Source organism: Bosea sp. PAMC 26642 (genome assembly GCF_001562255.1).
GTDB lineage: Bacteria > Pseudomonadota > Alphaproteobacteria > Rhizobiales > Beijerinckiaceae > Allobosea.
Genome location: NZ_CP014301.1, coordinates 5202910 through 5223431, shown reverse-complemented (window position 1 = coordinate 5223431; position 20522 = coordinate 5202910). Strand labels below are relative to the sequence as shown.

At 66.7% G+C, this 20522-nt stretch carries 22 protein-coding genes; 9 read left to right on the top strand and 13 right to left on the bottom strand.

Going from position 1 to position 20522, the window contains the following annotated elements; genetic code table 11:
* Positions 1 to 106: 106 nt before the first annotated feature.
* The 5 genes from rpoN to AXW83_RS24970 form a co-directional block, all read right to left on the bottom strand.
* Positions 107 to 1636: an RNA polymerase factor sigma-54 gene (rpoN, locus tag AXW83_RS24990; protein ID WP_066618891.1), complete on the bottom strand. Its 1530-nt coding sequence runs from the start codon at positions 1634 to 1636 to the stop codon at positions 107 to 109.
* 175 nt (positions 1637 to 1811) lie between these two features.
* Positions 1812 to 2642 carry an LPS export ABC transporter ATP-binding protein gene (lptB, locus tag AXW83_RS24985; protein WP_066618888.1) on the bottom strand — a complete coding sequence of 277 codons (831 nt, stop codon included), beginning with the start codon at positions 2640 to 2642 and terminating at the stop codon, positions 1812 to 1814.
* A gap of 130 nt (positions 2643 to 2772) precedes the next feature.
* Positions 2773 to 3510: an LptA/OstA family protein gene (locus AXW83_RS24980; protein WP_066618886.1), complete on the bottom strand. Its 738-nt coding sequence runs from the start codon at positions 3508 to 3510 to the stop codon at positions 2773 to 2775.
* Between the two features lies 1 nt (position 3511).
* Entirely contained in the window at positions 3512 to 4294 is a 783-nt protein-coding gene (gene lptC / locus AXW83_RS24975) for an LPS export ABC transporter periplasmic protein LptC (RefSeq protein WP_168166155.1), read from the bottom strand.
* A gap of 122 nt (positions 4295 to 4416) precedes the next feature.
* Positions 4417 to 5031 carry a ribonuclease D gene (locus AXW83_RS24970; protein ID WP_066618881.1) on the bottom strand — a complete coding sequence of 205 codons (615 nt, stop codon included), beginning with the start codon at positions 5029 to 5031 and terminating at the stop codon, positions 4417 to 4419.
* A gap of 200 nt (positions 5032 to 5231) precedes the next feature.
* On the opposite strand from AXW83_RS24970, the gene AXW83_RS24965 reads away from it, so the two are divergent.
* The 3 genes from AXW83_RS24965 to AXW83_RS24955 all read left to right on the top strand — a co-directional run bounded on the left by AXW83_RS24965 (position 5232) and on the right by AXW83_RS24955 (position 7516).
* The gene (locus tag AXW83_RS24965; RefSeq protein WP_066618880.1) at positions 5232 to 5714 is read left to right on the top strand and encodes a DUF805 domain-containing protein; all 483 of its coding nucleotides are present in this window, start codon (positions 5232 to 5234) and stop codon (positions 5712 to 5714) included.
* Positions 5657 to 6859 (top strand): succinyl-diaminopimelate desuccinylase, encoded by a 1203-nt coding sequence (dapE, locus tag AXW83_RS24960; protein WP_066618877.1) that lies wholly within the window; start codon positions 5657 to 5659, stop codon positions 6857 to 6859. The genes AXW83_RS24965 and dapE overlap by 58 nt, the downstream gene beginning before the upstream one ends.
* A 69-nt stretch (positions 6860 to 6928) precedes the next feature.
* Positions 6929 to 7516, top strand: coding sequence for a hypothetical protein (locus AXW83_RS24955; protein WP_066618874.1), 588 nt, complete (start codon positions 6929 to 6931; stop codon positions 7514 to 7516).
* A 1-nt stretch (position 7517) separates the two neighbouring features.
* On the opposite strand, the gene truA is transcribed toward AXW83_RS24955, so the two are convergent.
* The 3 genes from truA to def form a co-directional block, all read right to left on the bottom strand.
* Positions 7518 to 8255 (bottom strand): tRNA pseudouridine(38-40) synthase TruA, encoded by a 738-nt coding sequence (truA, locus tag AXW83_RS24950; protein WP_066618871.1) that lies wholly within the window; start codon positions 8253 to 8255, stop codon positions 7518 to 7520.
* The gene (fmt, locus tag AXW83_RS24945) at positions 8255 to 9184 is read right to left on the bottom strand and encodes a methionyl-tRNA formyltransferase (protein ID WP_066618868.1); all 930 of its coding nucleotides are present in this window, start codon (positions 9182 to 9184) and stop codon (positions 8255 to 8257) included. Before fmt ends, truA begins: the two co-directional genes overlap by 1 nt.
* 148 nt (positions 9185 to 9332) lie before the next feature.
* On the bottom strand, positions 9333 to 9914 hold the full coding sequence (gene def / locus AXW83_RS24940; protein ID WP_066618865.1) for a peptide deformylase: 582 nt from the start codon (positions 9912 to 9914) through the stop codon (positions 9333 to 9335).
* Between the two features lie 118 nt (positions 9915 to 10032).
* Here def and AXW83_RS24935 point away from each other — a divergent pair, with 118 nt between their 5' ends.
* Genes AXW83_RS24935 through AXW83_RS24925 form a run of 3 tightly spaced genes read left to right on the top strand, consistent with a single transcriptional unit; the run spans position 10033 to position 11974 of the window.
* The gene (locus tag AXW83_RS24935; protein ID WP_066618863.1) at positions 10033 to 11217 is read left to right on the top strand and encodes a DNA recombination protein RmuC; all 1185 of its coding nucleotides are present in this window, start codon (positions 10033 to 10035) and stop codon (positions 11215 to 11217) included.
* Between the two features lie 59 nt (positions 11218 to 11276).
* Complete coding sequence (locus tag AXW83_RS24930) at positions 11277 to 11540, top strand: type II toxin-antitoxin system prevent-host-death family antitoxin (RefSeq protein WP_066618861.1); 264 nt, start codon at positions 11277 to 11279, stop codon at positions 11538 to 11540.
* 26 nt (positions 11541 to 11566) lie between these two features.
* Positions 11567 to 11974 carry a hypothetical protein gene (locus AXW83_RS24925; RefSeq protein WP_236841768.1) on the top strand — a complete coding sequence of 136 codons (408 nt, stop codon included), beginning with the start codon at positions 11567 to 11569 and terminating at the stop codon, positions 11972 to 11974.
* On the opposite strand, the gene AXW83_RS24920 is transcribed toward AXW83_RS24925, so the two are convergent.
* The 4 genes from AXW83_RS24920 to AXW83_RS24905 form a co-directional block, all read right to left on the bottom strand.
* Positions 11975 to 12484: an OsmC family protein gene (locus AXW83_RS24920; protein WP_066618856.1), complete on the bottom strand. Its 510-nt coding sequence runs from the start codon at positions 12482 to 12484 to the stop codon at positions 11975 to 11977.
* A gap of 92 nt (positions 12485 to 12576) precedes the next feature.
* On the bottom strand, positions 12577 to 13359 hold the full coding sequence (locus tag AXW83_RS24915; RefSeq protein ID WP_066618853.1) for an ABC transporter ATP-binding protein: 783 nt from the start codon (positions 13357 to 13359) through the stop codon (positions 12577 to 12579).
* A 12-nt stretch (positions 13360 to 13371) separates the two neighbouring features.
* A complete protein-coding gene (locus tag AXW83_RS24910) occupies positions 13372 to 14202 on the bottom strand; it encodes an ABC transporter permease (RefSeq protein ID WP_066618850.1) in 831 nt (276 codons plus the stop codon).
* A gap of 217 nt (positions 14203 to 14419) precedes the next feature.
* Positions 14420 to 15394, bottom strand: coding sequence for an aliphatic sulfonate ABC transporter substrate-binding protein (locus AXW83_RS24905; RefSeq protein WP_066618845.1), 975 nt, complete (start codon positions 15392 to 15394; stop codon positions 14420 to 14422).
* 326 nt (positions 15395 to 15720) lie between these two features.
* Here AXW83_RS24905 and AXW83_RS24900 point away from each other — a divergent pair, with 326 nt between their 5' ends.
* The 3 genes from AXW83_RS24900 (at position 15721) to AXW83_RS24890 (ending at position 19811) form a co-directional block, all read left to right on the top strand.
* Positions 15721 to 18498 (top strand): [protein-PII] uridylyltransferase, encoded by a 2778-nt coding sequence (locus AXW83_RS24900; RefSeq protein WP_066621201.1) that lies wholly within the window; start codon positions 15721 to 15723, stop codon positions 18496 to 18498.
* A 92-nt stretch (positions 18499 to 18590) separates the two neighbouring features.
* Complete coding sequence (grpE, locus tag AXW83_RS24895; protein ID WP_066618842.1) at positions 18591 to 19193, top strand: nucleotide exchange factor GrpE; 603 nt, start codon at positions 18591 to 18593, stop codon at positions 19191 to 19193.
* Between the two features lie 3 nt (positions 19194 to 19196).
* Positions 19197 to 19811 carry a trimeric intracellular cation channel family protein gene (locus tag AXW83_RS24890; protein ID WP_066618838.1) on the top strand — a complete coding sequence of 205 codons (615 nt, stop codon included), beginning with the start codon at positions 19197 to 19199 and terminating at the stop codon, positions 19809 to 19811.
* Between the two features lie 86 nt (positions 19812 to 19897).
* Here AXW83_RS24890 and AXW83_RS24885 read toward each other — a convergent pair whose 3' ends face one another.
* On the bottom strand, positions 19898 to 20521 hold the full coding sequence (locus tag AXW83_RS24885) for an alpha-ketoglutarate-dependent dioxygenase AlkB family protein (RefSeq protein ID WP_066618835.1): 624 nt from the start codon (positions 20519 to 20521) through the stop codon (positions 19898 to 19900).
* Between the last annotated feature and the right edge of the window lies 1 nt (position 20522).

Here is a 20522-nt window from a genome sequence, read left to right as displayed (position 1 = left end):
TCGACCGTCCGTAGGAGGTAAGAACGGGGTGCGGGGGTTGTCAATGACGCCGCCGAAGAGGATGCCGCCATGCGTGGCGCACCGGAGCGTGACGCAATGAGCAGCTTCAGCGGCTGCCCATGGCCATCGCGACCTTTTCCCGCCGACGCTCCATCGACGAGGGAATTCGCAACGATTCCCGGTATTTGGCAACGGTGCGCCGGGCGATGTCGATGCCGCCGGCCTTCAGTCGTGCTACGATGGCGTCATCCGACAGGACGTCGCTGGGGATTTCGTCGTCGATCATCTGCCTGATGCGGAAGCGCACGGCTTCAGCCGAATGGGCCTCGCCATAGCCGGTCGCGGCGATCGCGGCGGAGAAGAAATATTTCATCTCGAAGACGCCGCGCGAGCAGATCAGATATTTGTTCGAGGTGACGCGCGAAACGGTCGATTCATGCATCCCGATGGCATCCGCCACGGTCTTCAGGTTCAGGGGCCGTAGGTGCTCGACGCCATGGGCGAAAAACCCGTCCTGCTGGCGCACGATCTCGCTGGCGACCTTCAGGATGGTGCGGGCACGCTGTTCCAGCGAGCGCGTCAGCCAATTGGCCGTCTGCAGGCACTCGGCGATAAAAGCCCGGTCTTCGTCCTTGATCGCGGCCTTGGAGACCTTGGCATGATAGGTCTGGTTGACGAGCACGCGCGGCAGCGTGTCGGGGTTGAGATCGACCAGCCATGAGCCGTCGGGCGCGGCACGGATGAAGACGTCGGGTACGACCGTCTCGGCCGTCAAACCGCCGAAACCGCGCCCGGGCTTGGGGTCGAGCTGGCGGATCTCGCTGACCATGTCGGCGATATCCTCGTCGTCGACGCCGCAGATGCGCTTCAATGCCGCGAAATCGCGCTTGGCGACGAGGTGGAGATTGGCGACCAAGCACTGCATCGCCGGATCGAAGCGATTGCGGTCGCGCAGCTGGATCGAGAGACATTCGCAGACGTCGCGGGCCGCGATGCCCGAGGGATCGAAGCCCTGGACGATGCTCAGGACACTCTCGACGCGCGTCACGCTGATGCCGAGGCGCTCGGCGAGTTCCGGGACGGGCTCACCCAGATAGCCGGCATCGTCGACCGCGTCGATAAGATGGCGCCCGATGATGCGGTCGGCCGGGTCCGTGATGGCGAGATCGAGTTGCGCGCTGAGATGCTCGTGCAGCGAGGCCTCGACCGTCAGGCCGCTCTCGAATCCTTCCGGCCCCTCCTCAAAGGAGCCGCCTGAGCCGCCATAGGCACCGCCGATGATGGGCAGCGAGTCGGCCCCGCGGGTGTCGAGCCGCGCGATGCTGGGCTGCTCGCCCTGGAAGACGTTGTCGAGCCCGGTGCCGAGCCGGTTCTCCATGCCCTCCTGGCTGTTCAGGCTCTCGGAGCGGGCGAAGGTGTCGGCATCGACGGCCAGCGGTCCGTCGCCGCCATTGGCACGCAGCGGACCCTCCGTGACATCGTCGCGCTCCAGCAGCGGATTCCGTTCGAGTTCGCCCTCGACGAAGTTCTGCAGCTCCAGATGCGACAATTGCAGAAGCTTGATCGCCTGCAGCAATTGCGGCGTCATCACCAGGGATTGCCCCTGGCGCAGCTCCATGCGCGGCATCATGGCCATTGCGCTCTCGACCCCATTCATGCCAGCGCGCCATTTCGGCACGCTTCTTGCCTGTGGGATGGAGCCTAGCCTTGTCGGTGCGGCACGTCAAAGCCCTTGCCTCGACATTGGGCAGGGAAGTTAATTGCTCGCTCCGCTATGGCCCGCTGGCGAGCTTTTAAGCCGAAACCGGCGCCTAAAGCCGGAAGTCTTCGCCCAGATAGACGCGACGGACATCGGGATTGGCGATGATCTCGGCCGGCGAGCCTTCGGTCAGCACGCGGCCGGTGTGGATGATGTAGGCGCGATCGACCAGGCCGAGCGTCTCGCGGACATTGTGGTCGGTGATCAGGACGCCGATGCCGCGATCGGTCAGCTGGCGCACCAGCGCCTGAATGTCCCCGACCGCGATCGGATCGATGCCGGCGAAAGGCTCGTCGAGCAAGATGAAGGATGGTTTTCCGGCGAGCGCGCGGGCGATCTCGCAGCGCCGCCGCTCGCCGCCCGAGAGCGCGATCGAGGGCGCCTTGCGCAGCCGGGCGATGTTGAACTCCTCGAGAAGCTGGTCGAGCTGGCGCTCGCGCTCCTTGCGATCCGGCTCGACCACTTCGAGCACGGCGCGGATATTGTCCTCGACACTGAGGCCGCGGAAGATCGAGGCCTCCTGCGGCAGGTAGCCGATGCCGAGCCTGGCACGCTGGTACATCGGCAGGCCGGTGATGTCGTTGCCTTCGAGCGAGATGATGCCGAGATCGGCCGGGACGAGGCCGGTGATCATGTAGAAGATCGTGGTCTTGCCGGCGCCGTTGGGGCCGAGCAGGCCGACCGCCTCGCCCTGGCGCACGAACAGGCTCGCTTCGGAGACGACGTTGCGGCCGCCATAGCTCTTGCGCAGGCCGCTGACGGCGAGAATGCCGGGGCCCCCGATCGTCGAGGCCGAAGGCGCGTCGGCAGCGGACTCGCCCGCGCCGAAGAGCCGCTTGATGCGAGACGCAACGCCCCCGCGGCGCAGCGCCGTCACGGGCATCGGCGCCGCGATCGACGCTGGATCGGGGTCTGGCGTGTAGGAAATGGACACTGCGAAAGGTGCGCCTGCTCTAGAGGTGGTCTTAGGATCGCAATAGGTCGGTCCGACAAGCGTGCCCGCGCGCCTTGTCTTAGTTGGTTGGCGCAGGCTTGGCGCCGGCAGCGCCCGGACGCGCCGGGGCGGCGGGTGTACCCGGCTTGGCTGCCTCATTGGAATTGGGAACGAAGAAGCCCTGGACGCGGCCCTTGTTGTTCTCGACATTGGCGACGCCGGTCACAGTGTTATAGACTAGCCGCTCGCCGCGCGTGATGTTGGGACCGTCGTTGAGCGCGACGTTGCCAGTCATGATGACCTGGTTATTGGCGCGATCGAAGACCGCATTGTCGGAAGTCGCGGCCTGGGTCTTCGAGACGACCGTGACCGGGCCGTTGCATTCGATCCGCTTGATGCTGCTGTCATTCGACTGGCCCGCCGCACCGGCAGGAGCCGCGGGGGCCGCGGGGGCCGGAGCCGGTGTACGCGTGGCGCCACCACCACCCTGCTGGCCGCTGCGGCCCTCGTAGAAGACGGTCATGATCGAGCAGCGCACCGTGGTCTCGCCCTGCACCGCCACCACATTACCGGTGAAGACGGCGCGGTTGTCCTTGTCGAGCACGTCGAGCTTGTCGGCGTCGATCTTGATCGGCTCCTTGCTGTCGCCGCCGAAGCCGCCGAGCGGGGAGCCCGAATCGCCGCCACGCCCGCGCCGCCCTTGCGCCTCTGCAGCATCGAAAGCGAAAGACATGGTCAGCACGCCGGCCAGCGCGAGCGCGGCCGCGCCGCGCGGGAGGAAGCGGCCTCGAGTCCGGGAGATCGGCGCTGGCCTCATGTCACTGTCTCGCTTCCATTGTCGCGGTATCGGCGGGCTCGGCCGCCGCACCATTGATAGGACCGGCCCCGGCCGGGGAGAGCAATTCCAGTGCCGGCGTGCTGCCCTCGCGCTCAGGTCCCGCGATGGTGCGGGCCGGCGCGTTCTCGATGACGGCGCGGACACGACCCTCGAAGGCGATCAGCGCGCCACTATCCTTCACGTCGAGCGAATCGGCATTGATCGTCGTGGTGCCGAGATTGACGCTGACCGGCTCCCTGGAGACCACCGTCCCGCCCTTGAAATCGACATCGGCCGTCCGCATCCGGATATCGTAGCCCGTTTCGGTGCGGACGCGAACGTCATCGATGAGACGCAGCTTCTCCTTCTGGGTGTCAAAAAAGCCGCTCTTGGAATTCACGGTCACCCAGCCCTCGCGCTCCATCTGGAGGCGGGCCGTCAGAACCGACAGCTCGACCTGGGTCGGATTGCGGATATCCTGCAGCGCGGCTTCGGCCGTCACCTCATAAGGGCGATTGTCCTTGCGGTAGCCGGTCAGGCGCGGCGTTTCCATCTTGACCTTGCCGCCCGAGATGCCGACGGAGCCGAGCGTCAAACCGCTCACGCCACGCAGCGGAGCAAGGAACGGCGTCACGACCAGGCCGACCACGGCCACGATGGCGCCGATCGGGATCGCGCGCCGCAGGAACAGCACGAGCAAAGTATGCCGGCGCGCTGCCCTGAACGCGGCCTGGCTCGAGAGATTACGCCCCGCATTCGCCAGGGCCCAATCATGGGTTGTCATCGCCACAGTCATATCCCGCGCAATGGCAGTCGCTAACGGCTTTTTCGTGTCGGGCCGCGGCAGAACACGCCAGTTGGCGCCGCCGACATCGCCCAGACTGACGCAAGACTCCTTAGAAATTGTCAAGCATGAGCGAAAATGTCGTTCTCGGGCCAGCCGGCGAGATCGAGTTCGGCCCGGAACGGCAGAAACCCGAAGCAGGCCTCGGCCAGATGCATGCGGTTCTCCCGGACAAGCATCGCCTGGAGACGCGCGTGGAGAGCGTGCAGGTGCAGGACGTCGGATGCCGCGTAGGTCAGCTGCGCCTCGCTCAGCAGGTCGGCGCCCCAGTCGGAGGATTGCTGCTGCTTCGACAGATCTATGCCGAGCAGCTCCCTGACGAGATCCTTGAGCCCATGCCGGTCGGTATAGGTGCGCGTCAGCTTCGAGGCGATCTTGGTGCAGTAGACCGGCCCGGTGACGACGCCGAAGGCGTGGCGCAGCACGGCGATGTCGAAACGGGCAAAATGGAACAGCTTCAGCACGTTCGGGTCGGCCAGCAGGCGGATCAGGTTCTCCGGGCGAGGCCCATCCTTGAGAATCTGCACCACATCGGCCGAGCCGTCGCCGCGCGAGAGCTGCACGACGCAGAGCCTGTCGCGATGCGGATTGAGACCGAGCGTCTCGGTGTCGATCGCGACGATGGGGCCTGCGGAAAAGCCATCCGGCAGATCGCCGCGATGCAGACGGATGGTCATGACGAGGAACCTCTCTGGGCCGGTGCACGGCCTGTCGGCGCTACCGACGAACGCAATACGCGTTCGCAGCTAGCGGCGCGGCCTTCGCCGTTCAAGCCTTTTCTCGGCAACCGTCCCCGCTCGCGGCGTTAACCTTCGATTCACCATAAGCTTCATTGCCGGGCCGGAGCGTGCGAGACAGGGGCAACGGAGCCCAACGCATGTCGATCTTCCGCCTGCTGACCGATTTCGAAGGCCGCATCGGGCGCAGCCGCTTCTGGCTCGGCAGCGCGCTCGTCGCGCTGGCGCTGCTGGCCATCCAGAAGATCGCACCTCTGCTCGTGGCGCCGCAGGCGGCCAGGCAATATGTTGCTTTCGCGGGTGCATTTGCCCTGTTTCCCTGGGCGGCTCTCGCGGCCAAGCGAGCGACTGACCGGGGCGGGGCTGCCCTGTTCGGTATCCTGCTCGTCTGCGCGATTGTACTCCCCGGACAGCTTCGCCCTTATTTCTCGTCCGTATGGGGCCCCTCTCTCGATACCGTGGCGCTGATCGCCTGGGTGGTCGCCCTGCTCGATCTCGGGCTGATGCCGTCTGCTGCCCAGAAAGAGCGGATTGCGGAGCCCGCAGCCGATGCTAAAGCGACGGCATGGACCCAGCTCAGCACGCCCCCATCGCCCTCGACCCCACCGATCCCGTCGCCCTGACCCAGGCGCTGATTCGCTGCCCCTCCGTCACACCGGCTGAGGGCGGCGCGCTCAGCCTGCTCGCCGGGATCCTGGCGGCTGAAGGCTTTGCCGTGCACCGACCCGTCTTTGGCGAGCCCGGGATGCCAGACATCAAGAATCTCTACGCCCGTATCGGCACAACAAGCCCCGTGCTGGTCATCGCCGGCCATACCGATGTCGTGCCCGTCGGCGATGCTGCGGCCTGGACGCGCGATCCCTTCGCCGGGACGATAGAGGACGGCGTGCTCTATGGGCGCGGCGCCTGCGACATGAAGGGCGGGCTCGCGGCGATGATCGCCGCCGTCCTGCGCTTCCGCCGGGCAAACCCGGAAGCGCCGGGCTCGATCGCGTTCCTCGTGACCGGCGACGAAGAGGGGCCGGCGGTCAACGGCACGGTCAAGCTGCTGGCCTGGGCGCATGAACGCGGCGAGCGCTTCGACCATTGCCTGCTCGGCGAGCCGACCAACCCCGCCAGCATGAGCGACATGATCAAGATCGGCCGGCGCGGCTCGCTGACCGGCAAGCTTATCGTCAACGGCAAGCAGGGCCATGTCGGCTATCCCCATCTCGCCGACAATCCGATCCGCGGGATCGTGCGGCTGCTGGCGGCGCTGGATGCTGCGCCGCTCGACGCCGGGACCGAGCATTTCGACCCGAGCAATCTCGAAGTCACCACACTCGATGTCGGCAATCCGGCAACCAATGTCGTGCCCGCGACCGCAAGGGCCGTGTTCAACATTCGCTTCAACGATGTCTGGACGCCCGAGACGCTCGCAGCCGAGATCGAACGGCGCATCCGTGAGGCGGCCGGAAACTCGGTGCGCTACGACCTGACCTTCGAGCCGACCAACGCCGTCGCCTTTCTCACCGAGCCCGGTCCCTTCGTCGCGATGATCGCGGATGCGGTCGAAGCCGAGACAGGCCAGCGCCCTGCCCTGTCCACGACCGGCGGCACCTCGGATGCGCGCTTCATCAAGAGCTACTGCCCGGTGGTCGAATACGGCGTCGTCGGCCAGACGATGCATCAGATCGACGAGCGGGTCGCGGTGGCCGATCTCGTCGCGCTCGAAGCGATCACGCACCGCCTGCTGAACATTTATTTTGCAGTGCAGCATAGGGCTTGACCGCCGCCGGCAAGCTGCCAATATGCTCCTTAGACGAAAGTCTAAGTTGGGCCATTTGGAGTGTCTGCCATGGCACTGGCTGCGGAAGATGTTGCGCGCTCGCTGCGCGGTTCGTGGCGGCTGATGTCGCAGGGCGCGAAGGCACTGCCGGAACTCGATCTCTCGAGCGAGGGCTTCCTGCGCTCCTATGGCGCTGCCGTGCTGACGGTTCCGGCCATGGTCGCCGTGCTTGCAGCCGAACGGACGATGTCCGGCCTGCCCAACAGCGAAGGCCTGTTTCACTCGACGCCGCTGGTGATCGCCGTTCTGGTTTCCCAGGTGGCGGCGTTCCTTTGCGTGCCGGCCCTGCTGATTGCGCTCGCGCCGCCATTACTGCGCTCTCCGGCCCTGTCGGGCTTCATCATCGCCTGGAACTGGACCGAGATCCTCGCCGCCAGCCTGCTGGCCGTTCCTGCGGCTGTCCATGCGATCGGCTGGTCGACGCCGACCATCGCCACGATGCACTGGCTCGCCTTCGCGGCGATCGTGGCAAAACTGCGCTATGCCACGGCGAAGGCGACGCTCGGTGCCGAGCGTGGCGTCGCCCTGATGATCGTCTGCGCGAGTTTTCTGGGGCAGTTGGGCGTCGCGAGACTGCTCGGGCTCTGGGGGTTCTAAGTCAGTAATCCACGCCCGCCAGATAAAGCCCACAAGGCGGTGCCAAAGCCGCGCATTGCGAGCGATCCTTCGCCGCCAGTACCTTGCCGAGCTTGTTTTCCGGCCAGCGGCCCGCGCCGACCATCTTCAGGCAGCCGACCATCGAGCGGACCTGATGATGCAGGAAGGAGCGGGCATGGGCGTAGACCACGATCTCGTCGCCCTCGCGCGCCACGTCGAAGCGGTCGAGGGTCCGCATCGGCCCGTTGGCCTGGCATTCGGCGGCGCGGAAGGCGGTGAAGTCGTGATGGCCGAGCAGCGCCTTGGCGGAGCGGTCCATCGCCTCGTGATCGAGCGTCATCGGCACATGCCAGAGCCTGTCGCGGTCAAGCCCGGGTTGGGCGCGGCGATCGAGGATACGGTAGATGTAATGGCGCCGCCGCGCGGAGATGCGGGCGTCGAAATCGTCGCCGACGGCCTCCGCGCTCAGCACGGCGACCGGCAGGTGCTTGAGCCGGGCATTGGTCGCGTCGCGGACGACATCGGTGCGCCACTCCCGGTCGAGATCGACATGGGCGACCTGATGCGTCGCATGCACGCCGGCATCGGTGCGCCCGGCGCAGTGTAGGCGCACGGCATGGCCGCAGAAGCCCTCGACCGATTCCTCGACGCTCTGCTGCACTGACGGGCCGTTGAGCTGGCGCTGCCAGCCCGAAAACGGCGTGCCGTCATATTCGATGACGAGCTTGTAGCGCGGCATCAGAGCTTGCTGCCGGCAGCGAGCCGCGCGCCGCGCAGGAACTCCGCGCCGCTCATCGGCTTGCCGCCGGCGCGCTGGACCTGGAGGAGCTTCACCGCGCCCTCGGTGCAGGCGATCGTGCCCTCGCCGTCGAGAAGCGTGCCCGGCTCGGCCGCGCCGCCGGCCAGCGCCGTGCGCAGCACCTTCAGCCGCTCCGCACCCTTGCCGAGGTCGATCTCGGCATAGGCTCCTGGAAAGGGCGAGAGGCCACGCACGAGGTCATGCAGCTGTCGCGCCGGACGCGCCCAGTTCAGCTGGCCTTCGGCATTGCCGAGCTTGGCGGCATAGGTCACGCCCTCCTCCGGCTGCGGCGTGAAGCGCAAGGCCCCGCGTCCGAGCGCGGCGAGTGCGCGCACCATCAGGTCGGCGCCGAGCGGGGCCAGCGCGTCGTGCAGTTCGCCCGCCGTCATGTCCGGACCGATGACAAGTTTCTCGACCATGCCGACCGGGCCGGTGTCGAGGCCGGCTTCCATCTTCATGACGCAGACGCCGCTCTCGGCATCGCCCGCCATGACCGCCCGCTGGATCGGCGCGGCGCCGCGCCAGCGCGGCAGCAGCGAGCCATGGAGGTTGAGGCAGCCGAGCTCGGGCAAATCGAGGATCGCCTGGGGCAGGATCATGCCATAGGCGACGACAACCGCCACATCGGCCTGATGCGAGGCGACGGTCTCGGCGGCCTCGTCCGTCCGCAGGCTCTTTGGCGTGAAGACCGGGATACCGAAGCGCTCGGCAGCGCGCTGGACCGGCGACGGCTTCAGCTCCAGCCCGCGACCGGCCTGCGCCGGAGCGCGCGTATAGCAGCTCACGACCTCGTGCCCCTGCCCGATAATCTCGGTCAGCGTCGGCACGGCGAAATCGGGCGTGCCCATGAAGATGACGCGAAGGGTCATGTATTCGATACTACCTCAACCTTGCCGTCATTCCGGGCGCAGCGAAGCGGAGACCCGGAATCCATCGTATGACACTGCGTGCTCGATCATGGATTCCGGATCGGCGCCGCTGCGCGGCTTGTCCGGAATGACGCGTGTTCCTGCTCGTTTAGGCCGCGTTCTCGCGCTTGGCCATCTTGGCGAAGCGCTTGGTGACGCGCTCGCGCTTCAGGCGCGAGAGATGGTCGATGAAGAGCACGCCGTTGAGATGGTCGATCTCGTGCTGCAGGCAGGTGGCGAGGATGCCGTCGGCATCGATCGCCTGCGTCTTGCCCTCGAGATCCATGTAGCGGACCTTGATGGCGGCGGGCCTTTCGACCTCCTCGTAATACTCCGGGATCGAGAGACAGCCCTCCTCGTGGACGTTCATCTCATCGGAGGACCAGGTGATCTCCGGATTGATGAAGGCCATCGGATTGCGCGGCTGGGCATCGCGCTTTTCCTGCGCTTCCGCGTTTTCCTCCGCTTCGCTGTCCTCTGTCTCGCCAGCGGCACGCTTGGCGACGTCGAGCGTCACCACGCGCCAGGGGACGCCTATCTGGATGGCGGCAAGGCCGATGCCCGGCGCGTCATACATCGTCTCGAACATGTCGCCGACGAGGGTGCGGATTTCGGGCGTGATCTCCTCGACCGGGGTCGAGACCAGGCGAAGCTGGGCGTCGGGCAGGATGATGAGCGGGCGGATGGCCATGGAAGGGCTTCTGTGCGGTTTTTGGTGACGACCCGGCGACATAAGCCCTTGCGCGCGGCCGGTCAAACTGTTCCGCTTTCGTTCGAATTCATTCACCCGAATCGATTACCGTCTCACCATGAGAGAGATCGCCTTCATCCTGCTCGACCGCCCCGTGACCTGGGCGGAGGCGGCTTTCGGCTTCGTGGGCGTTAGCCTGCTGCTGCTCCTGATGGTCGTCGTTTCGTCCTGGCGGAACGCGCGCAGCCGCGCGATCGAGGCGGCGATGGCGGGCGAACGAACCCGCGAGATGGACGACAAGGTCGCCGAGATGAATCGCCTGCAATCCGAGCTCGCCGGCCGGATGCAGTCCATGGCCGAGATCCTGTCGACGCGGCAGGGCGACCTCGCCCGCCTCGTCGCCGACCGGATGGACGGCCTGAGTCACAAGGTCGGACAGGGGCTGGAACAGAATGTCCGCCAGACCTCGGAAAGCCTCGGCAGGCTTCAGGAGCGGCTCGCCGTGATCGACTCGGCCCAGAAGAACCTGACCGACCTGACCTCCGAGGTGGTGACGCTGAAGGACGTGCTCTCCAACAAGCAGGCGCGCGGCGCCTATGGCCAGGGCCGGATGGAGGCGATCATCCGCGACGGCCTGCCGGCCGGCTTCTTCGCCTTCCAGCCGCAGCTCTCCAACGGCAAGCGGCCCGATTGCATGGTGACGCTGCCCGGCGACGGGCGCGGGCTCGTCATCGACGCGAAATTCCCGCTGGAGAGTTTCACCCTGCTGCGCGAGGCGCGCGGCGAGGAGGCGAGGAAAGCCGCCGGCGCACGCGTGCGCAACGATGTCGGCGTGCATGTGAAGGACATCGCAGAGCGCTATTTCCTGCCCGGCGAGACCCAGGACATGGCGCTGCTCTTCGTGCCGTCGGAATCGATCCATGCAGACCTGCACGAGCATTTCGACGACGTGATCCAGAAGGCGCATCGCGCCCGCATCATGATCGTCTCGCCCTCGCTGCTGGCGCTGGCCATCCAGCTGATGCAGTCGCTGGTGCGCGACGCCCGGATGCGCGAGGAGGCGCAGGTGATCCAGACCGAGGTCGGCAAGCTGCTCGACGACGTCCGGCGGCTCGGCGAGCGCGTCGACCGTCTCGACAGCCATTTCCGCCAGGCCCAGGAGGACGTCGTCCAGATCAGGACCTCGGCCGGCAAGGTCACAGGCCGGGCCGAAAGGATCGGCGCGCTGGAGTTCGACGAGGCGAGGGCCGAGCCGACGCTGCCCTTTGCGAAAGGGGCGGCGCTCAAGGATGCGGCGGAGTGAGGCTGGCGGGCAGCTCTAATTCATATTATGTGTATAATACACATCTTTGGGAGGCGGCCATGCGAGTAACGACGGCTGATTTCATCAAGAACTATGGCTCGCTGGCGGACAAGGCTTTGGCCGAGCCTGTCACGATCACAAAGAACGGGCGTGATCGTCTGGTGGTGATCTCGGCCGGCGAGTATGAACGCCTGCTGCGCCGGGATCGTCGCGTCGTTCTGGCCGAGGAACTCAGCGATGAAGAACTGGCGCTGATCGCGCAGGCCGAGGTTCCGCCCGGCTACGAACATCTCGACGCCGAACTCGCGGATTGGAAATTTTGACTTGGCCAGCGCCCGTTCCCGGGCTCGTGATCCGCTACGCCTATCTCCGGAAGCGAGAGGCGGCACGTGGCCGCGAGGAGGCGCCAAAAGACAGGCCCGCGGCGGTTGTCGTCACGATCGCCGACGAATCGGGCCAAACCCGCGTTTACGCGCTGCCGATCACCCATTCACCTCCGCTTGAGGCAAACGACGCCGTCGAGATTCCGGCCATCGCAAAGCGCCGCCTCGGTCTGGACGGCGAGCGGTCCTGGATCATGTTGACGGAGGCCAATGTCTTTCTTTGGCCGGGGCCAGATCTGCGCATTCTGCCAGGCTCCGATCTCTCGAGCGTAGCCTATGGCATGCTGCCGCCAGGCGTGCTGCGGGAAGTCAGGAAGCGCTTCCTCGCGCGGGCACAGCGCAGACTATTGCGACTCGTCCCGCGGCCGGATTGATCACCCCACCTTCAACACCGCACTCAGCTCCGGCTTCACGTTCAGCGTCTGGAACACCACGCAATAGCGTTCGGTCAGCTTGAGCAGCGTATCCAGCTTCTCCTGCGGCGCGTCGGTCTCGACGTCGAAGGAAAGGCGGATCGCCTTGAAGCCGACGGGCGCGTCCTTGGCGACGCCGAGCGTGCCGCGGAAATCGAGATCGCCTTCGGCGTGAACCACGCCCTTCTTGAGGTCGATCTCGAGCGCGGTCGCGACCGCCTTCAGCGTCACGCCCGCACAGGCGACCAGCGCCTCCAGCAGCATGTCGCCCGAACAGAGTTCGGCGCCCGAGCCACCCGTCGCCGGGTGCAGGCCCGCCAGCGCGATGGCGCGGCCGGTCTCGACCTTGCAGGCGATGTGCTGGTCGTCGAGCTCCCCCTTGGCCTTGAGCGTGACGATTCCGGCGTCGGGGTCGGTGCGATAGGCATCCTTGAGCGGAGCCTGCATCGCGCGGAGAGCGGTCACGTCCATGGAATCGTACCTCGGTCTCGGTTGAGCCTGTCTGACCCGCTGATAGACCCTCGCGTAACATGAGGCCAATACGTCTTTCGCGGAACCTGATCCTACCACCACATCCCCGCCGTCTCGGCCGTCTTGTTCTGAAGCGGGGCCTCGTCGCGCAGGGAGCGGTCGAGCGTGCGCAGGGCTTCGCGCTTGAGCGCCTCGAAGGCCGGCGAGAGCCGGTCGCGCGGGCGGGCGAGCGGGTTGTCCAGTTCGTCGAAGATGCGGCCGGGCTTGGGCTGCATCACGATGATGCGGTCGGCGAGCGTCACCGCCTCCTCGACGTCATGCGTCACCATCACCATCGTCGGCCGGCTCTCGTCCCAGAGCGCCAGCAGGTGGCCATGGAGGCTTGCACGGGTCGTGGCGTCGAGCGCCGAGAAGGGCTCGTCCATCAGCAGCAGTTTCGGCCTCGTGATCAGCGCGCGGGCGATGGCGACGCGCTGCTGCTGCCCGCCCGAGAGCTCGCGCGGCCAGCGCTTCTCGTAGCCGGCGAGGCCGACGCGGACGAGGGCGTTGGCGACCAGCCCCTCGCGCTCGAAGGCCGACAGATGCGACAGGCCGAAGGAGACGTTGTCGGCGACGTCGAGCCAGGGGAAGAGCCGCGGCTCCTGGAAGATCACGCCGACATCGGCACGCGGCTCGGTGATCGCCTCCCCGTCGAGCAGGATGGCGCCGGAGCTGGGCCGGTCGAGCCCGGCAATCAGCCGCAGCAGCGTGGTCTTGCCACAACCGGAGCCGCCGACGAGCGAGAGGATCTCGCCCTGGCCGACGCTGGCCGTGATGCCGGACAGCGCATGGGTGCCGTCCGCATAGGTTTTCGAGAGCGCCTCGAAGCTTAGCATCGGGGTGACTTTCTAGAGCGTGCCGCGTGCCGTGTCCTGCCAGGCGAGGAAAGGCCGCGTGATGGCGAGAAGCAGCGCATCTGCCAGCTTGCCGAGCACGGCGAAGCTGATGATGGCCGCGATGATGGTGTCGGGACGGCCGAGCTGCTGGCCGTCCACGAGCAGGTATCCGAGGCCTTCGCTGGCGCCCATGATCTCGGCCGCGACCACGAACATGAAGCCCAGCCCCAGCCCCGAGCGCAAAGCCGTGAACCAGGCCGGCAGGATCGCCGGCAGCATCACCCGCCTGACCATGGCGAGGCGCCCGAGCCTGAAGACGCGGCCGACTTCGATGATCTTGCGGTCGATGCCCTGGATCGCGGCGGCGACGCCGAGATAGACCGGGAAGAACACGCCGACCGCGATCAGCGCCACTTTCGACGCCTCGAAGATGCCGAACCACAGGATGAACAGCGGCACCCAGGCGATGGACGGGATCGCGCGCAACGCCTGCAGCGTCGGGTCGAGCAGGCCACGAGCCACCGGCAGGGCGCCGGTGATCGCACCGAGCACGGTGCCGACGCCGGCTCCAAGCCCAAAACCCGCCGCGACGCGCCAGAGCGTCGCCGCCGCATGTGTCAGCAGTTCGCCCGAGGCCGCGAGGCCCCAGAGTGTCTTAGCCACGACGCTCGGCGGTGGCATCAGCCGGCCGTTTGCGATGCCGGCCCTGACCAGGACCTCCCAGGTGATGGCAAGCAGGATCGGCAGGACGAGCCCGGCCAGGGCGAGGCGGCGGCGCGCGCGCGGCGCCGGGTCAGACCTGACGACGGTATCCTCGATCGTGGCAGGGGCAAGTATGCTCATGCAAGGTCGGCCAGACTCTTTTGCCTCGACGGAGAACCCTCTCCCGGAGGGAGAGGGCAGGGTGAGGGGTCGGCCCTTCTTCGCATGAAGCGCCACCTATCCGCAGCTCTAGCGAACATAACCGCTTCACTGGTCCAACGGCCATCACCTCACCCCTGCCCCTCTCCTTACAGGAGAGGGGTTCCCCGCGCCTCCTCGTCCAAAGTCACCGCCTGAGTCAGTTGCTGGCGGCGGCGAAGCGCCGGTCGAGCAGCGCATCGACCACTGCCTTGATATCCGTGGTCGCGGGCAGGACGCCGGCATCCTGCAAAGCGAGGCCAGCCGCGACGATCGTGTCGGCCTGGGCCTGGCCGATGCTGGAATGGGTCAGCTCGGTGCGGGTCAGCTGGCGCTCGATCACGGCCTCGGAGAGCTTGGTATAGTCGACCAGCGTCTTCTTCAGCTCGGCCGGGTTCGCCAGCGCATAGGCGCGCGCCTCCTCATAGGCGGCGATCACCTTGCGAACGAGCGCCGGCTGCTCGGCGGCAAAGGCCTCGCGCACGTTCAGCACGCCCCAGGTGTTGTCGGCCGCCTTGCGGTGAAACAGTTTTGCGCCGGCCTCGACCTCGGCTGCCGCCATCAGCGGGTCGAGCCCGGCCCAGGCATCGACATCGCCGCGCTCCAGCGCGAGACGGCCGTCGGCATGCTGCAGCAGGACGAGCTTGACGTCCTTCTCGGTCAGCTTGGCCTCCGCCAGAGCACGCACCAGGAAGATGTGCGGGTCGGTGCCGCGGGTGACGGCGACGCGCTTGCCCTTGAGGTCGGAGACCTTGGAGATCTCGCTCTTGGCGCCGGTGACCAGCGCCGTCCATTCCGGCCGCGAATAGACGTAGATCGACTTGATCGGGTTGCCGTTGATCTTGCCGATCAGGGCGGCGGCGCCGGCGGTCGAGCCGAAGTCGAGCGAACCGGCATTGAGGAATTCGAGTGCCTTGTTGGAGCCGGCCGACTGCACCCAGCGGACGGTAATGCCCTCGGGCGCCAGCGCCTTCTCCAGGATTCCGCGCTCCTTCAGCACCAGGCTGACGGGATTATAGGTGGCGTAGTCGATCCGGATTTCCTTGGGCGACTGGGCCGTGGCGTTCGATGCGGCGAACGCTAGCGAGGCTGTAGCCAGGCCGGCAAGCACGATACGGCGCGAGAAAATGGTCATGACGGAAGTCCCTTCGTTTCGAGTTATGCGAAGGGATCGGGCCGAACATGACTGCTCGACCTGCGCCCCGACGCTTTAGCTGCACTTGTTTCGCGCCCGCAAGCTGCTGGCTCAAATCGGCGCGTATCCGTCTTGTAGGTCCGCACGTTCTGTTTGTCAAACAGGACGACAGGAAACGTCGAATAGATAATTCTACGTCAGGTTCTGTGTATTTAATCTTTCTTGCGAATCCCCTCCCCATGTTACCAGCAGAGCTGGCAGAGGCCGAACCGGCCGCATTCCGAAGGTCCGTCGCCGTGTCTTCCGTCGCCGATCAGCCGCGTTTCGTGCTCACTGACGTTCTCGACAATCCGGCGCGCGCGGTCGCGAGGCTGATTTCGGGCCTCGGCAAGCCGCCGCAAGCCGACATGCGCCAGGAGCTGGTGGCCGGCCTGCGTCGCGTGCTCGACGAGGGTCATGCTTCGGCCAGGGCGCTACTTGCCGGGCCGCGCAATGGGCTCGCCTGCGCGCAGCGCATTTCGGCGACGATGGACGGCGTCCTCGCTTGCCTGCATGTGGCGGCTACGGAGTATTTCTATCCGGCGATCAATCCGTCCCAGTCGGAACGGATCGCCGTCGTCGCCGTCGGCGGCTATGGCCGCGGCACGCTGGCGCCGGGCTCGGATGTCGATCTGCTGTTCCTGTTCCCGCACAAGCAGACCGCCTGGGGCGAGAGCGTGGTCGAGGCGATGCTCTATCCGCTCTGGGATCTGAAGCTGAAGGTCGGTCATTCGGTTCGCTCGGTCGACGACTGCGTGCGCGAGGCGCGGGCCGACATGACGATCCGGACCGCCCTGCTCGAGGCGCGCTTCCTCACCGGCGACAAAGCGCTGTTCGAGGAGATGGTGCGCCGGTTCAATGCCGAGGTGGTGGAGGGCACGGCGCCGGCCTTCACCGAGGCCAAGCTCGCCGAGCGCGAGACGCGCGTGCGCCGGGCGGGTACCTCGCGCTATCTGGTCGAGCCCAACGTCAAGGACGGCAAGGGCGGCCTGCGCGATCTCAACACCCTGTTCTGGATCGCGAAATACGCCTACCGCGTCGAGGATGTCGGCGATCTGGTCGAGGCCGGCCTGTTCGACGCCAAGGAATTGCTGATGTTCCAGCGCTCGGAGGAGTTCCTCTGGCGGGTACGCTGCTGGCTGCATTTCATCACCGGCCGCTCGGAGGAAAGGCTCTCCTTCGACCTGCAGCGGCAGGTCGCGGCCGCGATCGGCTATGCCGGGCGCAGCGGCCAGGCGCCGGTCGAGCGCTTCATGAAGGCGTATTTCCTCGTCGCAAAAGATGTCGGCGATCTGACCGCGATCGTCTGCGCGGCTCTGGAGGCGCGCCAGCAGAAGCGGCGCGCGACGCTCAGCCGCCTGCTCGGCTCGTTCTCGAAGCGCCGCCGGGTCCGGGCGCTGGGCCATCCCGACTTCACGCTGAAGAGCCAGCGGCTCTGCGTCGTCGATGGCGATGCCTTCAGGCGCGATCCGGTCAACCTGATCCGGCTCTACGAGATCGCCAGCCGCGACGACCTCGCGATCCATCCCGATGCCAGCCGGCTGGTGACGCAGTCCTTGCGGCTCGTCACGCCGCAACTGCGCAACGACAAGGAGGCGAACCGGATCTTCCTGGAGATCCTCACGGCGCGGCGCTCCCCCGAAGCCGTGCTGCGGCGGATGAACGAGTCCGGGTTGCTCGGCAAGTTCGTGCCCGATTTCGGCCGCGTCGTCGCGATGATGCAGTTCAACATGTATCACCACTACACGGTCGACGAGCACCTGATCCGCGCCATCGGCGTGCTGGCCGAGATCGATGCCGGCGTGCTCGAGATCGAACACCCGCTCGCCAACGAGATCATGCCGACCGTCGCCAACCGGCGCGCGCTCTATGTCGCGCTGTTCCTGCACGACATCGCCAAGGGCCGCCTGGAGGACCATTCGATCGCAGGCGCCATCATCGCCCGCAAGCTCGGGCCGCGGCTGGGGCTGACCGAGGGGCAGACCGAGACCGCAGCCTGGCTGGTCGAGCACCATTTGGACATGTCGACCGTGGCGCAGAGCCGCGACCTCGGCGATCCCAAGACGATCGAGAGCTTCGCTGCGATCGTGCAGACGCTGGAGCGGCTGAAGCTGCTGCTGATCCTGACGGTCGCCGACATCAAGGCGGTCGGCCCTGGCGTCTGGAACGGCTGGAAGGGCCAGCTCCTGCGTACGCTCTATTACGAGACCGAGATCGTGCTAGCCGGCGGCCATTCGGTGATCGAGCGCAAGGCGCGGGTCGAGAAGAAGCAGGATGCCTTGAAAGAGCGCCTGGCCGATTGGGACGAGGCCGCGCGCGACGCCTATCTCGCCCGGCACTACCCGGCCTACTGGATCAAGGTGGACGTCGCCGAGCAGGAGAAACATGCCCGCTTCCTGAGGGAAGCCGAGGAGGCGGGCCGCACCACGGCGACGCTGGTCGAGACCGACCAGTTCCGCGGCGTGACGGCGCTCACCATCCTGGCGCCGGACCACCCCCGCCTGCTGGCGATCGTTACGGGGGCGTGCGCTGCGGCCGGCGGCAACATCGTCGATGCGCAGATCTTCACGACGACGGACGGGCTGGTGCTCGACACGATCTCGGTCTCGCGCGCCTTCGACCGCGACGAGGACGAACTGCGCCGGGCCGAGCGGATCGCGGCCGCGATCGAGCGCGCGCTGAAGGGCGAGATCAAGATCGCCGATCTCGTAGCGCAAAGGCGGGCGCCGCCGCCGCGCGGACAGACCTTCCAGGTGGCGCCGGAGGTCATCATCGACAACGTATTGTCGGCCCGGCACACGGTGCTGGAGGTTTCAGGCCTCGACCGGCCGGGCCTGCTCTACGACCTCACCACGGCGATCGGGAAGCTCAACCTCAACATCGCCTCCGCCCATATCGCAACCTTCGGCGAAAAGGCGGTCGACGTGTTCTACGTCACCGACCTGACCAATGCGAAGATCGTCTCGACGGCGCGCCAGCTTACCATCCGCAAGGCGCTGCTGGAGGTCTTCGCCTTCTGGCACGACAAGGCGGCGGCGAAGCCCAAGGCGGCCGTCCGCGCTTGATTTCGCCGGCGCGAACCCCGATATCGGCCCGGAATGCAATCCGCAAACTTTGTCAGGCGGACTGCCCGCTACAATAGGAATTGGATCACGCCATGACGCAGCAGCCTGCGACGGACAACCCGAACGCCGAGCCCGCCATCGACGAGACCGCGACGCTGTCGCCCGAAGAGATCATCCAGGCTAATTTCGCCCGGATCGAGGCCGAACGCGACGATCTGAAGGACAAGCTGCTGCGGACGCTGGCCGACATGGAAAATCTGCGGCGCCGGACCGAGCGCGAGATCGGCGACGCCAAGGCCTATGCGGTGACGAGCTTCGCGCGCGACATGCTCGCTTCGGCCGACAATCTGCGCCGTGCGCTGGAAAGCGTGCCCGAGAGCGCCCGTGCGGCCGAGGAAGCGGCGCTGACGGCGCTTATCGAAGGCGTCGAGCTGACCGAGCGCGACCTGCTCAAGACGCTGGAGCGTCATGGCGTGCGCCGGATCGACCCCCAGGGCGAGAAGTTCGACCCGAACCTGCACCAGGCGATGTTCGAGGCGCCCGACGCCGAGACTCCCAAAGGCATGGTCTCGAAGGTCGTTCAGTCCGGCTACAAGATCGGCGAGCGCGTGCTGAGACCCGCACTGGTCGGCGTCTCGGCCGGCGCCCCGAAGCCGCCCGAGCCGGTCTCTCCCGCAGCATCATCGGGCGAGTAAGCGGTGCTCGAGGCCGCCGGCGTCGCCGTCTTCGCATTGACCGGCGCGCTGGTGGCCGCCCGCAAGGGCATGGACCCGTTCGGCTTCATCCTGCTTGCGACCGTCACCGGCGTCGGCGGCGGCACGCTGCGTGATCTCCTGCTGGGCCGTGTCGTGTTCTGGGTGCGCGACCCGTTCGACGTGCTGGTCTGCACGGCGGTCGCGCTTTGCGCCTGGGGAACGGCCTATGTCAGGCCCGGTATGCTCGACGGCTGGGCCGGCAAGCGCCTGCTGATCTGGGCCGATGCGGCGGGCATGGCGCTGTTTGCCGTCGCCGGTACGCTGCGGGCGCTCGATGCCGGCATCTCGCCGCTGTCGTCGGTCGCGCTCGGCGCGATGACCGGTACCTTCGGCGGCATCCTGCGCGACATCCTGGCCGGCGACCGGCCGATGGTGCTGTGGAGCCGGGATTTCTACGTCACCGCCGCGGCGGCGGGCGCGGCGATGACGGCGGGGCTGTCCCTGCTCGTGATCGAGCCCCTTCTGGTGATGGCTGCCGGCATCGCGATTGGTTTTGGCCTGCGCGCGGGCTCGATCCTGTTCGGCTGGTCGTTTCCGGCGCTGCCGGGCAAAGAATGATCCTCGTCATTGCGAGCGCAGCGCAGCAATCCAGGAGGATTGCGCGAGCCCTCTGGATTGCTTCGCTGCGCTCGCTATGACGGGGATCATTCCGGCTTCGTCACCCGCCTCAACGTCAGATTGATCCGTCCGCCCTGCGGCAGCAGGGCCGAGGAGCCGGCGAGGATGGGGTCTATGCCGTGAAAGGCCAGCCGCGCCTCGCCGCCAAACAGCAGGGCATCGCCGGATGCCAGCCTGAGCGAGACCGTCTTGCCGCCGCGCGCGGTGCCGCCGATGCGGAAGAGCGCGGTGTCCCCGAGCGAGAGCGACAGCACGGGCGCGTCGAAATCCTCTTCGTCCCGGTCCTGATGCAGGCCCATCTTCGCGCCCGGCTCGTAGAAATTGACCAGGCAGGCTTCCGGCGGATGCGGATAGCCCGCAAGTTCGCGCCACGCCTGCAGCAGGACCGGCGGCAACGGCGGCCAGGGTGCGCCCGTGTCGGGGTGCAAGGGCTGGTAGCGATAGCCGCTCTGGTCCGAGACCCAGCCGAGGCTTCCGCAATTGGTCATGCGCACCGAAAAGGGTTTTCCGGTCTTCGGCATACGCGGCTGGAAGAACGGTGCCTGCCGCGCCGCCTCGCGCAGGTCCGCCACCAGCGCGGCCTGCGCATCGGAGCCAAGATAGCCCGGCCAGTGAACGACGCCAGGAGTAACCTGAAGGCGCGTCGCCATC